The 15,414-nt window shown below is 69.3% G+C and carries 15 protein-coding genes; 5 read left to right on the forward strand and 10 right to left on the reverse strand.

All coding sequences use genetic code 11. The features are described from left to right. Positions 1-41: 41 nt before the first annotated feature. Complete coding sequence (locus ACFVBH_RS08470) at positions 42-566, forward strand: hypothetical protein (protein ID WP_379000895.1); 525 nt, start codon at positions 42-44, stop codon at positions 564-566. Further along, on the forward strand, positions 563-967 hold the full coding sequence (locus ACFVBH_RS08475; RefSeq protein WP_379000896.1) for a hypothetical protein: 405 nt from the start codon (positions 563-565) through the stop codon (positions 965-967). The genes ACFVBH_RS08470 and ACFVBH_RS08475 overlap by 4 nt, the downstream gene beginning before the upstream one ends. 7 nt (positions 968-974) lie before the next feature. Here the strand turns inward: ACFVBH_RS08475 and acs are convergent, their stop codons facing one another. From acs to ACFVBH_RS08525, 10 genes are all read right to left on the reverse strand, one after another. Next, positions 975-2,927 (reverse strand): acetate--CoA ligase, encoded by a 1,953-nt coding sequence (gene acs, locus ACFVBH_RS08480; RefSeq protein ID WP_379000897.1) that lies wholly within the window; start codon positions 2,925-2,927, stop codon positions 975-977. 41 nt (positions 2,928-2,968) lie between these two features. Continuing rightward, positions 2,969-4,597 carry a cation acetate symporter gene (locus tag ACFVBH_RS08485; protein WP_379000898.1) on the reverse strand — a complete coding sequence of 543 codons (1,629 nt, stop codon included), beginning with the start codon at positions 4,595-4,597 and terminating at the stop codon, positions 2,969-2,971. Next, positions 4,597-4,950, reverse strand: coding sequence for a DUF485 domain-containing protein (locus ACFVBH_RS08490; protein ID WP_354990077.1), 354 nt, complete (start codon positions 4,948-4,950; stop codon positions 4,597-4,599). Before ACFVBH_RS08490 ends, ACFVBH_RS08485 begins: the two co-directional genes overlap by 1 nt. 168 nt (positions 4,951-5,118) lie before the next feature. After that, entirely contained in the window at positions 5,119-6,873 is a 1,755-nt protein-coding gene (locus ACFVBH_RS08495; RefSeq protein WP_379000899.1) for a cation acetate symporter, read from the reverse strand. Position 6,874: 1 nt separating this feature from the next. Next, complete coding sequence (locus ACFVBH_RS08500; protein WP_354990079.1) at positions 6,875-7,237, reverse strand: hypothetical protein; 363 nt, start codon at positions 7,235-7,237, stop codon at positions 6,875-6,877. A 610-nt stretch (positions 7,238-7,847) separates the two neighbouring features. Beyond that, on the reverse strand, positions 7,848-8,627 hold the full coding sequence (locus ACFVBH_RS08505) for a LytTR family DNA-binding domain-containing protein (RefSeq protein ID WP_354990080.1): 780 nt from the start codon (positions 8,625-8,627) through the stop codon (positions 7,848-7,850). Positions 8,628-8,680: 53 nt separating this feature from the next. Beyond that, entirely contained in the window at positions 8,681-9,856 is a 1,176-nt protein-coding gene (locus ACFVBH_RS08510; protein WP_379000900.1) for a sensor histidine kinase, read from the reverse strand. Then, complete coding sequence (locus tag ACFVBH_RS08515) at positions 9,853-10,305, reverse strand: flavodoxin family protein (protein WP_379000901.1); 453 nt, start codon at positions 10,303-10,305, stop codon at positions 9,853-9,855. The genes ACFVBH_RS08510 and ACFVBH_RS08515 overlap by 4 nt, the downstream gene beginning before the upstream one ends. 175 nt (positions 10,306-10,480) lie before the next feature. Then, entirely contained in the window at positions 10,481-10,996 is a 516-nt protein-coding gene (gene msrA, locus ACFVBH_RS08520) for a peptide-methionine (S)-S-oxide reductase MsrA (protein WP_379000902.1), read from the reverse strand. Positions 10,997-11,086: 90 nt separating this feature from the next. Next, positions 11,087-12,517 (reverse strand): MDR family MFS transporter, encoded by a 1,431-nt coding sequence (locus ACFVBH_RS08525; protein WP_379000903.1) that lies wholly within the window; start codon positions 12,515-12,517, stop codon positions 11,087-11,089. Positions 12,518-12,603: 86 nt separating this feature from the next. Here ACFVBH_RS08525 and ACFVBH_RS08530 point away from each other — a divergent pair, with 86 nt between their 5' ends. The 3 genes from ACFVBH_RS08530 (at position 12,604) to ACFVBH_RS08540 (ending at position 15,409) form a co-directional block, all read left to right on the forward strand. Then, positions 12,604-13,038, forward strand: coding sequence for a MarR family transcriptional regulator (locus ACFVBH_RS08530; protein ID WP_354990084.1), 435 nt, complete (start codon positions 12,604-12,606; stop codon positions 13,036-13,038). Between the two features lie 29 nt (positions 13,039-13,067). Beyond that, positions 13,068-13,802: a GntR family transcriptional regulator gene (locus tag ACFVBH_RS08535; protein WP_354990085.1), complete on the forward strand. Its 735-nt coding sequence runs from the start codon at positions 13,068-13,070 to the stop codon at positions 13,800-13,802. An 89-nt stretch (positions 13,803-13,891) separates the two neighbouring features. Continuing rightward, positions 13,892-15,409: an NCS1 family nucleobase:cation symporter-1 gene (locus ACFVBH_RS08540; protein ID WP_379000904.1), complete on the forward strand. Its 1,518-nt coding sequence runs from the start codon at positions 13,892-13,894 to the stop codon at positions 15,407-15,409. Positions 15,410-15,414: the final 5 nt, after the last annotated feature.

Below are 15,414 nucleotides of genomic sequence, written 5' to 3' on the forward strand. Positions count from 1 at the left end.
CACACGACCCTCGTACGAGGTTGATGAAGGGACGGTCGAGGATGTCGGACGCATCGAACGAGGTGCTGCTGGACGACTTCGAGGACACCGGCAAGTGGGAACTCGCGGGGGCCGGGGCGGCGCAGACGCATCTGACCACGTTCGCCGAGGGCGCGCCGGTGAAGGATCCGGGCGTGTACGCCGACGGGGAAGCGGGCGAGGACGCGCGGGCGCTGGCCCTGCTGATCAAGAACGCGGCCGACGGGCTCGAGGTCGATCTCGCGGCCAAGCCGGGGCAGCCGTTCTCGATCGCGGGCACGCTCGCGGAGTTGAATCTGTTCGTCCGGTCGCCGCACGCCGCGATCTGGGTGTTCGCGCGCTTCGCCGGGGCCGGGGACGAAACCCGCGAGGAGTTGCTGAGCCGCTCGAACGCGAGCCCGGAGTGGCAGCGGGCCGGGGTGAAGCTGCATCCGCCGATCGCGGACGCGGAATTGCTGGGGTTGCGGATCCGGCTCGTGGAGGTAGTGAAAACGGCGGGTGAGGTCATGATCCTGCTCGATGATCTGACCGTACGCTCGGAGTCATGAGCGAAAGTCATGAGTTGGTGAAAGAACCCTCGGGTGCGCACGGCACCGCGAAGGCTATGTCGGCGATCCTGTTCGGGATGGGGGCGCTGCACTTCGTGGCCCCCAAACCGTTCGACGCGCTGATCCCCCCGGAGTTGCCGGGCAAGCCGCGCACCTACACGCACGGCTCGGGCGTCGCGGAACTGGCGGTGGCCACCGCGCTCGCCGTGCCGCGCACGCGGCGGCTCGGCGGTGCGCTGGCCGCACTGCTGTTCCTCGGGGTCTTCCCGGGCAATCTCTACATGGCTCGCGAATGGGTCCGCAGCGACAAGCCCACCGCGCTCAAGGCCGGTGCGCTGCTGCGCCTGCCGTTGCAGATTCCGATGATCCTGGCCGCGCGCAAGGTGTATCGGGGCGCCTGAGCGGCCGTCAGCGCCGGGTGATCGCCTCGAAGACCTTGGGGTCGACCAGGGTCGAGGTGTCACCCAGTTCGCGGCCCTCGGCCACATCGCGCAGCAGCCGGCGCATGATCTTGCCCGAGCGGGTCTTGGGCAGCTCCGGGACCACGTGGATCTCCCGGGGCCGGGCGATCGGTGAAATCTCTTTCGAGACTTCGGCTTTGAGTTCGGCGACCAGGTCCTCACCGGTGTCCTTCGCCTCGGCGGTGAGGATGACGAAGGCGACGATGCCCTGCCCCGTGGTGTCGTCCGACGCGCCGACCACCGCCGCTTCGGCCACACCCGAATGGCCGACCAGAGCGGATTCGACTTCCGCCGTGGAGATGCGGTGGCCCGAGACGTTCATGACGTCGTCGACGCGGCCCAGTACCCACAGGTCGCCGTCGGTGTCGAGTTTGGCGCCGTCGCCGGCGAAGTACCAGCCCTGCTCGGCGTAACGCTGCCAATAGGTTTCGCGGTAGCGGTCGTTGTCGCCCCAGATCCCGCGCAGCATCGAGGGCCACGGCTGATCCAGCACGAGGTAGCCGTTCGCCTCGGTCTCGCCGAGGACGACGGGCTTGCCCTCCTCGTCGACCACGGTCGCGGAGATGCCGGGCAGCGGGGTCATGGCCGCGCCCGGTTTCGTAGCGGTGACGCCGGGCAGTGGGGAGATCATGATCGCGCCGGTCTCGGTCTGCCACCACGTGTCCACCACCGGGGTCTTGCCGGCGCCGACCACGTCCCGATACCAGCGCCACGCTTCGGGGTTGATCGGCTCGCCGACGCTGCCCAGCACCCGCAGGCTCGACAGGTCGTGGGCGTCGGGGATCTCCCGCCCCCATTTCATGAACGTGCGCACCAGCGTCGGAGCGGTGTAATAGATGCTCACACCGTACTTTTCGATGATCTGCCAGTGCCGGTGCTCGTCGGGGAAGTTCGGGGTGCCCTCGTACACGACCTGGGTCGCGCGGTTCGACAGCGGCCCGTACACGATGTACGAGTGCCCGGTCACCCAGCCGATATCGGCGGTGCACCAGTACACGTCGGTCCCGGCCTTGTGATCGAACACGTTGTGGTGCGTGTACGAGGTCTGGGTCAGGTACCCGCCCGAGGTGTGCAGGATGCCCTTGGGCTTACCGGTCGTGCCGGAGGTGTACAGGATGAACAGCGGGTGCTCGGCATCGAACGCCTGCGCCTCGTGCACCGGCGACGCGGCGGAAACCGTTTCGTCCCACCAGAGATCACGCCCGGCCGTCCACGGGGTCTCGATCCCGGTGCGCCGCACCACCAGAACGTGCTCGACCGGTGAGTTCTCCTGCCCGGCAAGCGCTTCGTCGACCGATTCCTTGAGCGGGGCGGCCTTACCGCGCCGCCACTGTCCGTCGGTGGTCACCACCAGGCGCGCCTGCGCGTCCTCGATCCGGTTCCACAGCGCGCCCGCGGAGAACCCGGCGAAGACCACCGAGTGCACCAGGCCGAGTCGCGCGCAGGCCAGCATGGTGACGATGGCTTCGGGAACCATGGGCATGTACACCGCGACCCGGTCACCGGCTCGCAGGCCCAGCGCCGTGAATTGATTGGCCGCCCTGGATACGTCGGCCAGCAGATCCGCGTAGGTGATGTCGCGCGAATCGCCGGGCTCGCCCTCCCAGTGGATGGCGACCTGCTCGCCGTGCCCGTCCAGCACGTGCCGGTCCACACAGTTGTAGGCGACGTTCAGCTTGCCGCCGACGAACCACTTGGCGAAAGGCGCGTCGTCCCAGTCCAATACGCGGTTCCACGGCTCGGCCCAGTGCAGGCGGCTCGCCTGTTCGGCCCAGAAGGCCTCCCGGTCCGCCGCCGCCCGATCGAGGAGAGCCTGGTTCGCATTGGCGGAGGCGGCGAACTCGGCGCTGGGCGGATAGGCGGCCCGGTCGTCGTGGTCGCGTTCCATCATGCTGGTCATTGCTGGGGTCTCCATTCGAAAGGGCGGCGGGGCGGGGTGTTTCAGTGCGAGACGGCCTTCTCGGCGCCGACGCCGGTGAGGGCGCGCACCTCCATCTCGGCGGCCTTGTCCGGATCCTCGGGGGTCCGGCTCAGGAAGGTGCCGACGATGCCGAGCACGAACGCGAGCGGGATCGAGACGATGCCCGGGTTCGAGAGCGGGAAGAAGTCGAAGTCCCGGCTCGGCAGCATGGCGGTCTTGGAACCGGACACGGCCGGGGAGAAGACGATCAGCACGATCGTGGAGATCAGGCCGCCGTACATGCTCCACAGGGCGCCGGAGGTGTTGAAGCGCTTCCAGAACAACGAGTACAGGATGGTCGGCAGGTTCGCCGAGGCGGCCACCGCGAAGGCCAGCGCCACCAGGAAGGCGATGTTCTGCCCGTTCGCCAGGATGCCCAGGCCGATGGCGAGCAGGCCGACGACCACGGCGGTGATGCGCGAGACCCGCACCTGTTCGGCCTCACCGACCTTGCCGCGCTTGATGACCCCGGCGTAGATGTCGTGGGCGAACGAGGCCGAGGCGGTGATGGTCAGGCCGGCGACCACCGCGAGAATCGTCGCGAACGCCACCGCGGAGATGATGCCCAGCAGCACCACGCCGCCGAGTTCGAAGGCCAGCAGCGGAGCCGCGGAGTTCTGCCCGCCGGCTGCGGCCAGGATCTTGTCCGGCCCGACGATGGCGGCCGCGCCGTAGCCCAGCACGAGGGTGAACACGTAGAACGAACCGATGAGGCCGATGGCCCAGACCACCGAGCGGCGAGCCTCTTTCGCGGTCGGGACGGTGTAGAAGCGCATGAGCACGTGCGGCAGGCCGGCGGTGCCCAGTACCAGGGCCAGGCCCAGGGAGACGAAGTTCAGCTTGGAGGTCTCGCTGCCGCCGTACTGCGCGCCGGGGGCGAGCACGTCGCGGGCGGCGACCGCCTTGTTGGTCGACTCGGAGACGTGCTGCTGTGCGGAGCCGAGGATTTCGGAGAGGTTGAAGCCGAACTTGGCCAGCACCATGAAGGTCATGACGGCAGCGCCGGTGATGAGCAGCACCGCTTTGATGATCTGTACCCAGGTGGTGCCCTTCATGCCGCCGATGAGCACGTACAGGATCATGAGTACGCCGACGACCGCGATGACCACCGATTGCCCGGCGCGCGAATCGATGTCGAGCAGCAGCGCCACCAGGCCACCGGCGCCCGACATCTGCGCGAGCAGGTAGAACAGCGACACCGCGAGGGTGGACAGGGCGGCCGCGGTGCGCACCGGGCCCTGCTTGAGCCGGAAGCTCAGCACGTCGGCCATGGTGAATTTGCCGGTGTTCCTGAGCATTTCGGCTACCAGCAGCAGGGCGACGAGCCAGGCCACCAGGAAGCCGATGGAGTACAGGAAGCCGTCGTAGCCGTAGACCGCGATGGCGCCGGCGATGCCGAGGAAGCTGGCGGCCGAGAGGTAGTCGCCCGCGATGGCGATGCCGTTCTGCGGGCCGGAGAAGCCGCCGCCCGCGGTGAAGAAGTCCGCGGCGCTGGAGTTGTTGCGGCTGGCGCGGATCACCACGACCATGGTGACCGCGACGAAGACCGCGAAGATGGAGATGTTGGCGATCGGACTGCCGACCGTTTCGCCGCTGGCCAGCAGGCTCATCACTTGGTTCCTTCCAGCTCGGCGCGCAGCGCGGCGGCCCGGGGGTCGAGTTCACGATCGGCGAAGCGCACATACAGCGCGGTGATCACGAAGGTGGACACGAACTGGCCCAGGCCCAGCAGCAGGCCGACGTTGATGTTGCCGAATACCTCGGTGGCCATCAGGTCGTGGGCGTACGCGCCGAGCAGCACGTACACCACGTACCAGGCCAGGAACAGTCCGGTCATGGGGAAAACGAAGCGGCGCAGCCGGTTTCGCAATTCCTGGAACTGCGGACTGGCTTGGGCGGCGACGAAGTCCGCTGCGGTCGGGGTGTGCGGGGGCTCACCCTTCCCGAGTTCGATACTGCTCATCGGTGTTCCTAGCGTGTGATGTGGCTTACTACCGGGAACGGTATCGAGGTCGGCGGGCGCGAAACATGGTGTGGCCTGGCTCACTCGGTGAAGGTGCCGGGCTGTGCGGTGAACGGTCGGGTTCGCGCGACGAACGGTTGGGCGACGATCACCCGGTCGCGGCGGTGATCACGCCGAGCGCAGGCCGCGTTCGCGGTCCGCGCCCATGCCCAGCGGTTCGGGGGCGTGCATGCGGATGAAGACGCGGCCGATGGTGCGCTCGGATTGCCGATCGGTCGCCAGGCTGACCAGGATCATCGCGATCGTGGCCAGGGGCACGCTGACCGCGGCCGGATAACTCAGCACGGCCGCGAGCCAGCCACCCGCGAGATCACCGGGGACGCCGCCGAGCACCGACACCACCGTCGCGCCGCCCGACAGGAGGCCGCCGACCAGCAGGCCCGCCGCCGCGCCGGTGGCGGTCAACCCGCGCCACCAGATACCGAGCAGCAGCAGCGGGCACAGGGTGGAGGCGGCCACGGCGAAGGCCAGGCCGACCGATCGGGACAGGTCCAGGGCGGTCACCGCCTGCGAAAGCACCAGTGGGACAACGCCGGCGACGATCGCGGCCAGGCGGAAGTCGCGAATGCGGCCCCGCAGGACGTCGGTGCCGAGCACGCCCGCGATGCTGACCAGCAGGCCCGAGGAGGTGGACAGGAACGCCGCGATCGCCCCCGCGGCTACCAGGGCGCCCAGCAGTTGGCCCGGCAGTCCCGACAGGACCGAACCGGGCAGCAGCAGCACCGCCGCGTCGGAGGCTCCGGTGATCAGCAATTGCGGGACGTACAGCCGCGCGCACACGCCGAGCAGCACGGGGAACAGGTAGAAGAAGCCGACCAGGCCGATCACCGCGGAAGCCGTTGTGCGCGCGGCTCGTCCGTCGGGATTGGTGTAGAAGCGCACCAGGACGTGCGGCAGGCCCATGGTGCCCAGAAAGGTCGCGATGATCAGCGAGTAGACCTGGTAGAGCGGGTGCGGGCCGCCGAGTCCGCCACCGGGAGCGAGCCATTCCGCGCCGGAGCCGGGTGCGCCGACGACCACCGGGACGCGCGCGCCCGGGTCCAGGACCAGGGTGCTGCCCGCGCCGAACTCGTGCTCGCCCGGCGGCAGCAGGACGGTGTCCGCGATCGGCCGGTCGTCCAGGGTGCCCTCGACCCACAGCCGCTGCGACTCGTCCAGGCGCACCACCACGCCGGTGGTGATGTCGACGGTGGTGCGCTCGGCGACGATCGGCGGTGCGGGCGAGCCGATCTCGCGATCGGAGCCGAGGAAATGGGCCAGCAGCACCAGCGCCGGGATCGCGATGGCCGTCAGTTTGAGCCAGTATTGGAAGGCCTGCACGAAGGTGATCGAGCGCATGCCGCCGCCGGCCACGGTGCCGATGACGATGGCGCCCACCGCGACCGCGCCCACCCAGCCCGGAACACCCAGCAGGATCCGCAGTGTCAGGCCCGCGCCCTGGAATTGCGGGATGAGGTAGACCGCGCAGATGAGCACGACGACCAGGGCGGCGAGCTTGTGCACCGGCCGTGAGCCGAGCCGGAACTCCACGAAGTCCGGCATGGTGTACGCCCCGGAACGGCGCAGCGGAGCGGCCACGAACAGCAGCAGTCCTAGGTAGCCCGCGGTGAAGCCGACCGGGTACCACAGGGCGTCGGCGCCGTATTTGGCGATCAGCCCGGCCACGCCGAGAAACGATGCGGCCGAGAGATATTCGCCGGAGATGGCGGCCGCGTTCCAGCGCGGGCCCACCGAGCGCGAGGCCACCAGGAAGTCCGAGGTGGTGCGGGCCAGGCGCACGCCGTAGACGCCGATGGCGATGCTGGCGAACGCCGCGAGCAGCAGCGCCGCCACGGTCAGCCCCGACACCGGTTGCGAGTTCACCTCAGTCCCCGGTCAATTCGCCGAAGTCCTGCTCGTTGCGGTCGGAGAGCCGGACGAAGACCCGCCCCGCCGCGTACAGCAGCGGATACACCGCGACCCCGAGCAGCAGCCACGGCGCCCGCACCCCGAAAACCGTCGCCGCCCCGAGCGGCCCCAACGTGAACAACAAGGGCAACGCTCCCAACACCCCCACCACGACCAACGCGACCCGCACCGCCAGCCCGAACTGCGCCCGGATCAACCCCCCGATCATGGCCGCCCCGATCTCGGTCTGCTCGGCCACCTCGACCCGGGTCCGCACGAGCCGCGCCCCCCGCCTCTCCGCCAGCACGACCCGCTCCCGAGGCCGCTGCTCCCCCGTCATGCCCGGGGTCCGTCGGGTTGCGCAGCGACCCGCGCGCCATGGACGCGCGCCGACGTCGCGGGGGTTGCCCGTACCCCGCCGTGTGCGACCACGGGGACGGGCCGCACCGCACCGCACCGCAAATCACGAAGCCCGACAAGCAACACAGCGATCCGCGCACCACGGACGTGCAACGACATCGCGGGAGTTGGTCGCACACCGCCGCGCGCCACCACGGAAACCGGGCGCACCGCACCGCGCCGCGATTCGCGAAACCCGACCAGTAACAGGGCGATCCGCGCACCACGGAGGCGCGACGGCACCGCTGTTCGCACGCCGCTCTGCGTCACCATGGGAGCCGACCTCGCTGTGGCGCGCGGTATATCACCCAGTCCGAAGACCGCCACTGAGGCCGATGACCCACCGCCGCGCGAGTTCGACGGGGTGGGGGCGCACGCAGCGCTTCGCCTCCCGCTCTCGGTGCACGGCACGGTCATCGGGCGGGCACCTGTACGCCGTATCGAGCCGGTGATCGCCGACCAACAGGTGGGTTCGCCCGGCAACCGGAAGCCGACGCGGGCAGGCCAGCCGATCGCGGGGACGGCGGCCCGGGGGTGGTGGGGAGCGGGGGTCATCGGCCGGGGCGGGGGTGGAGGAGGCGTTGTTTCAGGTCGCGGACCTGGCGGCGGCTCACGGGGAGCTCCACCGCGCGGGCGGTGCCTTCGGCTTGGAGGCAGACCACCGTGCCGGTGCCTACCGTGCGCAGGCCGGTCACCAGGCGCAGGGCTATCAGGTAGGAGCGGTGGATGCGGACGAAACCGGCGTCTTGCCAGCGGGATTCGAGTTCGGAGAGGGGGATGCGGACCAGGTGGGAGCCAGTCGTGGTGTGCAGACGGGAATAGTCGCCGTCGGCCTCTACCCAGCTGACGCCGGCGCGCGGGACCAGGGTGGTCGCGCCGCCGAGCTCGACGGGGATGACCTCGTGCGGGTCGGGGGCGACCGCGGCGGGAGCGGGCTGGGCGCGGGCGGCGGCGATGCGGCGGATCGCCTCGGCCAGGCGGGCCTCGCGCAGGGGTTTGAGCAGGTAGTCGACCGCGCCGAGATCGAAGGCGGCGACGGCTCGGTCCTCGTGGGCGGTCACGAACACCACCGCGGGCGGGCGCGCGAACTCGGTGAGGATGCCCGCGAGTTCGAGGCCGTCCAGGCCGGGCATGTTGATGTCGAGGAAGACCGCGTCGATCTGGTGGGCGCGCAGCAGCCGCAGGGCGCCGGTGGCATTGCCGGCGGCGTGGATCTCGCCGATGCCGGGCTGGGCGCGCAGCAGGTAGACCAGCTCGTCCAGGGCCGGGGATTCGTCGTCGACGGCGAGCACGCGCAGCGCGCCGGCGGAGTTCTCGCTGGTCCTGGTCACAGTCGGTACATAGTAACGGCAGCGAACGGAATAGCCCGGGCGATACGGACGATTCAGGCGCGGATGCCGGCGCGGAACTTGGGCACCCGCATGCTGACCTTGGTGCCGGATCCCGGTGCGGTCTCGACCACCAGGCCGTAGTCGTCGCCGAAGGCCGCCCGCAGCCGGTCATCGACGTTGGCCAGGCCGACGTGGGCGGATTCGGCGGTGCCGGAGCCCGTTTCGACGGCGTCGAGCGCGCCCGAGCGCAGCAGTTCGGGATCCATGCCGACCCCGTCGTCCTCGACGCTGATGACGCAGTCCGCGCCGGCGTCCTCCGCCAGGATGCTGAGCGTGCCGCCGCCGGGCTTACCCGCCAGGCCGTGCCGGACGGCGTTCTCGACCAGGGGTTGCAGGGCCAGGAACGGCAGCACCACGGTCAGCACCTCGGGTGCGATCTGCAACCGCACGCGCAGGGCGTCGCCGAAGCGGGCGCGCTCGAGCGCGAGGTAGCGGTCGATGTTGCCCAATTCGTCGGCGAGGGAGGTGAATTCGCCCGCCGTACGGAAGGAGTACCTGGTGAAGTCCGCGAAATCGAGGATGAGTTCGCGGGCGCGAGCCGGATCGGTGCGCACGAACGAGGCGATTGTGTTGAGCGCGTTGTAGATGAAATGCGGGCTGATCTGCGCCCGCAGCGCCCGCACCTCGGCGCGGTCCAGGCGGGCGCGCGAGGCGTCGAGTTCGGCCAATTCGATCTGGCCGCAGGCGTATCGGGCAACTTCGGCGACCGCGCCGAGCAGACCGGGACCGGGCTGTTCGCGGGTCACCGCACCGAGCGCGCCGACCATGCCGCTGTGCTCGCTCACCAACGGCTGGACGATGAGGGTGTATCCGTCGTCGCCGGGGATCAGGACCGACCGCTCTCCCGTGATGGCGCGCCGGGCTGCGGCCCCGAACACCTCCGACAGCCCGAAATGCGTTCCGTCCCAAGCCAGTAGCTCACCGTCCGGGCCCGCGATCCCGAGCGCCTCGGCCCCGGTAAGCGCACGCAGGTGCGGCGCGGCCGCCTCGGCCGATTCCACGGTGAGCCCCCGGCGCAGCGGCTTGGCCGCGAGCGCGGCGGTGTGCAGGGCCGCGTGTACCGCACGCTCGGCGGGGGTCGTCACCGAGCGCCGCGTGCGCGGCCAGGCCAGCAGCGCGGCCGCGACGAGCGCCCCGGCCACCAGAATCGCTACCGCGGTGGCGGTCACGGCATGAGCTGGGCGGCCAGGGTCGCCCCGAGTTCCCAGCACCGTTCCAGATCGGCCTTGCCCGGCGGCCCGGACAGGATCACCGGCGCCGCGCCCGGCTCCCACCCGAGCCCGGTGGCGGCGGCGAGCACGCTGCGCTCGGCCCCCTCGGTGCCCTGATTGCCATGGATGTACAGCCCGTACGGCCGGCCACCGGTGGAGTCGAGACAGGGGTAGTAGAAGGTGTCGAACGCGTGCTTCAGCGCGCCGGACATGTAGCCCAGGTTGGCGGGCGTGCCGAGCAGATAGCCGTCGGCGGCGAGCACATCGCTCGCGGTCACCGCGAGCGCCGCCCGCCGCACTACGTCGATGCCGACGATCTCCGGGTCGGTGGCCCCGGCCACCACCGCCTCGAACATCTCCTGCATATGCGGGGACGGCGTGTGGTGGATCAGCAGCAGCGTCGGCACGGGGTCGAGCCTAGCGCCGCGTCCGGATGATTCCGTCGTCGTCGCGGGCCGCGTCCGGTGGTCGTTCAAGCACGGCTCGGGTGGGAGAACGAAACGGGCCGCCGGTTCGAAGGAACCGGCGGCCCGGACTACCGGCCGGACCCGGCGGACAACGCCGCCGGATCCGGGACCCGCGTCAGCTCGCGGTCGACTGCCGCTTGGGCAGCTTCCAGCCCGGGCGCGGGAAGTGGCAGGTGTACCCCTCGGGGTAGCGCTCGAGGTAGTCCTGGTGCTCGGGCTCGGCATCCCAGAACGTGCTCGCGGGCGTCACCTCGGTCACCACCTTGCCGGGCCACAGGCCCGAATCCTCGACGTCGGCGATCGTCTCGAGCGCGACCCGCTTCTGGTCCTCGTCGAGGTAGAAGATGGCGGAGCGGTAGCTCGAGCCGATGTCGTTGCCCTGGCGGTCCAGGGTGGTCGGATCGTGGATCTGGAACAGGAACTCCAGCAGCGCCCGGTAGTCGGTGACGGCCGGGTCGTAGACGATCTCCACGGCCTCGGCGTGGCCCGGATGGTTGCGGTAGGTGGGGCGGTCATTGCTGCCGCCGGTGTAACCCACTCGCGTCTCGAGCACCCCCGGCTGCTTGCGGATCAGATCCTGCATACCCCAGAAACAGCCACCGGCCAGAATCGCCTTGCGCGTGTCGCTCACGCCGCCTCCTTCACGAAGAGTGTCATTTCGGCTTGGGTAGAACCCACTTCCCCGCCCGAATAATCCCGGGCGGGGCGTCCGCGATCGTGACTAGCGTCGCTGGTGGCGGCGCAGGACGGTCGACGCCACCGCCGAGCCTACCGACATCGCCGTGACCGCGCCGAAGGCCAGGTGGTAGCCCGAAACCAGGTCCCACCGCGATGCCGTTGCGCGGGAAAGGATCACCGCGATCACCGCCACGCCGACCGCGCCGCCGACCCGCTGCAGGATGTTGACGAAAGCCGCGGCGTCGGGCAGCTGCTCGGGCCGCACGGCGGCGTAGGCGGCCGCGATGAGCGGGAATCCGGCCAGCGCGGTCGCCACCCCGGCCGCGAACAGCAGCGCCTGCACCAGGACCACATCGGCGTCGGCGGGCAGGAAGGCGAACGGAGCCATGGTGACCGCGACCGCGAGATTGCCGCCGACCGCGATCACGCCGCCGCCGAACCGATCGGCGAGCCGCCCGCCCAGCGGCGCGGTCACCACCCCGCCGATCCCGAACGCCATGAGCGAGAGTCCGGTGCGAATCAGGCCGTGGCCCTGCAACACTTGAAAGTACAGGGGCAGCAACACCATGACCCCGAACATGGACGCGCCCGCGAAGAAGCCTGCGGTATTGGCCGCGGCGAAGACCCGGTCGGTGAACATGCGCACGTCCAGCAGCGGGCGGGCGCTGCGCGCGGTGCGCAGCACGAATCCGGTGAGCGCGGCCAGGCCGAGGACGATCGGGAGCCAGACCGTCACCAGCGCCGACGCGGTGTCGACCGCGAGTTCGGACAGTCCGTAGACCACCGCGGTCACACCACCGGCGGCCAGCGCCAGGCCCGCGAGGTCGAGCCGCTGCACGGGCGCGCCCTTGCCCAGCGGCAGGTAGCGAAAGCCCAGGGCCAGTCCGACGAGCCCGAACGGAATGTTGATCAGGAACAGCCATTCCCAGTTCCAGTGGGCCAGCATCAGCCCGCCGATGGTCGGCCCGAGCGCGGGCGCGCCGACCACCGCGATCCCGACCACACCCATGACCCGGCCCATGCGCGCGGGTCCGGCGGCCTGTCCGAGGATGGTCTGCCCGGCCGGAATCATGACCCCGGCGGCCAGGCCCTGCACGATGCGCAACGCGATGAGCCAGCCCGCGGTCGGAGCGAAGGCGCAGGCGGCCGAGGCGACGGTGAAGCCGGCCAGGGCAATGAGCCACAGCCGCCCGACCCCCACGCGCCGGGCCAGCCAGCCGCACAGGGTCAGCGAAACACCGAGGGCGAGCAGGTATCCGCTGGCCACCCATTGAATCGTGGCCAGATCGGCGCGCAGGTCCGCGCCGATGGTGTGCAGGCCGATGTTCACCAGCGAGGTGTCGAGCATGCCCATGACCGCGCCGAAGACCACCACCGCGGCGGTGCGCCACACATGGGACGGAATCCGGTCCGGATCCGCAGTCTCTTCCTGAAAGTCGTTGGGGGCATTGGTATCCGAACGCATACGCGTCATCGGACCCCTCCTACGGTTGTGATTGAGTTCCTCCACTGCTGAGGCTAACAATGATTGAGTAACTCAACAATAGATATAATCGGCGGGTGACCGACGACCGCGACTACCACCCCCGGGGCCTGCTGCGATATCCCACGTACGCCCTCGGGAAGCTGCACAAGGGCGTGCACGCCGAGCTCGGCACCGAACTGCGCGAACACTGGGTGCTGACCTACCTCGCGGAATTCACCGAGATCACCCAGCAGGACATGGCCGATGCCCTGGCCATCGACCGCAGCGAAGTGGTCCGGCTCATCGACACCCTGGAGAAGGCGGGTCTGGTCAGCCGCACCCGCGACGCCCAGGATCGGCGCAAGTACCGGCTGGCGCTGACACCCGCCGGCGACCGCAAACGCCTCGAGACCGATGTGCGTATCGCCGCGGCCACCGACGCCCTGCTGGTGCGCCTCACCCCGCGCGAACGCACGACCCTGCACGAGCTGGCCCTCAAGGCCCTGGGATACGACGCCTCCGAACTGTGAAAAATCCATCGGACCGCTACCGTGGTCCGATGCCTCCGCGCCCGCGGCTACCCGTACTGCCGACCTTCACCCCGGCCGAAGACGCCAAACGCGGCTATTCGCAGCCCGAGATCCTGAACGAACTGCGCCGGCTGACCCGCGAGGGCAACCTGCCCCCGGGCGCCGGACTGCCGCTGGGCGAGCTGGCGCGCGCGTTCGGGGTGAGCGTGATTCCGGTCCGCGAATCGCTGCAGGTGCTGATCGGCGAGGGCCTGGTCGAGCACAAGGCCAATTTCGGCTACCAGGTCACGCTGCTGACGGCCGCCGAACTGCGCGAACTCTATGTGGTGCGCGAGAGCCTCGAGACCGCCGCGCTGGCGGCCGCAGTCCGGCGGGCCACCGCGGCCGATCACGATCTGGCGACCGCGACCCATGCCCGGCTCGAACAGGCCGCTCTGGCCCAGGACGCGGTCGCCTATCACCGCGAGACCCGGGAATTCCACCTCGCGCTGGTGCGGCCCTCCGGCATGCCGCGGGTGCTGCACATGCTCGAATACGCCTGGAACATCACCGAACCGGTGCAGCCCATGGTGCACGCCTCCGCGGGCGACCGGGTGGTGCTGCACGCCGACCACAGCCGGCAGCTGGCCGCCTTCGTGGCCGGGGACGCGCAGGCCCTGCTGGCGGCCACCGCCGCGCATCACACGCGCCTGCACGGGGTACTGTCGCGACTGCCCACCGATACCGGATTGTTCGCAGATTCGACGCCGCCGAAAGATATATAGTTTTCGCAACGCCGGGGCAATACCCGCTCAGTACCGTTTCGCACACGACGTTCCGCGATGCCGGAACATTTCGAGATCGGATGTGCGACATGACCGATACCGTTGCGCCGGAATTACCGAGTGTGCAGACCCCCGTAGCGACCGGTGTTCCGGACTACGACCCGCGGCTCGTCAACGACGACCTCGCGCCGCTGAAAAAGCAGACGTGGGGCACCTACAACATCTTCGCCTTCTGGATGTCGGATGTGCACTCGGTCGGCGGCTACGTCACCGCGGGCAGCCTGTTCGCGCTCGGCCTGCACAGCTGGCAGGTGCTGGTCGCGCTGGTCGTGGGCATCACCATCGTGTACGGGCTGTGCAACCTGGTGGCCAAGCCCAGTCAGGTGACGGGCGTGCCCTATCCGGTCATGTGCCGCAGTGCGTTCGGGGTTTTGGGCGCCAATATCCCGGCCATTATTCGCGGCCTGATCGCGGTGGCCTGGTACGGCATTCAAACCTTTCTCGCCTCGGCGGCGCTGAATGTGGCATTGATCAAATTGTTTCCGGACCTGGCGCCGTACGCGGTGGTCGCCGATTACGGATTTCTCGGATTGTCGGCGCTGGGCTGGGCGAGTTACCTGATCCTGTGGGTATTGCAGGCGGCGGTGTTCTGGCGCGGCATGGAATCGATTCGCAGATTCATCGACTTCTGCGGGCCCGCGGTCTACGTGGTGATGTTCATCCTGTGCGGTTACCTGATCTACAAGGCCGGCTGGAGCGGAATCGATCTGAACATGGGCCAGCGGGTCACCCTGACGGGCTGGTCGGCGGTGCCGGTGATGCTGGGCGCGATCGCGCTGGTGGTGTCGTACTTCTCCGGCCCGATGCTGAACTTCGGCGACTTCTCCAGGTACGGACGCACTTTCGCGGCGGTCAAGCGCGGCAACCTGCTCGGGCTGCCGGTGAACTTCCTGGTGTTCTCGCTGCTCGTGGTGGTCACCGCGTCGCTGACCATTCCGGTGTACGGCGAGCTCATCACCGATCCGGTGGCGACCGTGGCGCGCATCGACAACACCTTCGCGATCGTGCTCGGCGCGCTGACCTTCACCATCGCCACCATCGGCATCAATATCGTGGCCAACTTCATCTCCCCCGCCTTCGACTTCTCGCACGTGAGCCCGCAGCGCATCAGCTGGCGCATGGGCGGCATGATCGCCGCGATCGGGTCGGTGCTCATCACGCCGTGGAACCTGTACAACAATCCCGATGTCATCCACTACACCCTGGAAACGCTCGGCGCGTTCATCGGACCGCTGTTCGGCGTCCTGATCGCCGACTACTACCTGGTGCGCAAACAGCGGGTCGCGGTGGACGAGCTGTTCACCATGTCCGGGAGCGGAACCTACTGGTACCGGGGTGGATACAATCCGGCCGCGGTCGCCACGACGATCATCGGCGCGCTGGTGGCGGTCTTCCCGGTGCTGACCTCGGGCCGGATCACCGGGATGTACACCGCGGCACAGTACAGCTGGTTCATCGGCTGCGGCCTGGCACTGGGCTGCTACTACCTGCTGGCCACCCGCGGACCACTGCGCATCACGACCCCGGAGACGATCGAAAGTAGGTGAGACAC

The organism is Nocardia sp. NPDC057668 (assembly GCF_042799795.1).
Classification (GTDB): domain Bacteria; phylum Actinomycetota; class Actinomycetes; order Mycobacteriales; family Mycobacteriaceae; genus Nocardia.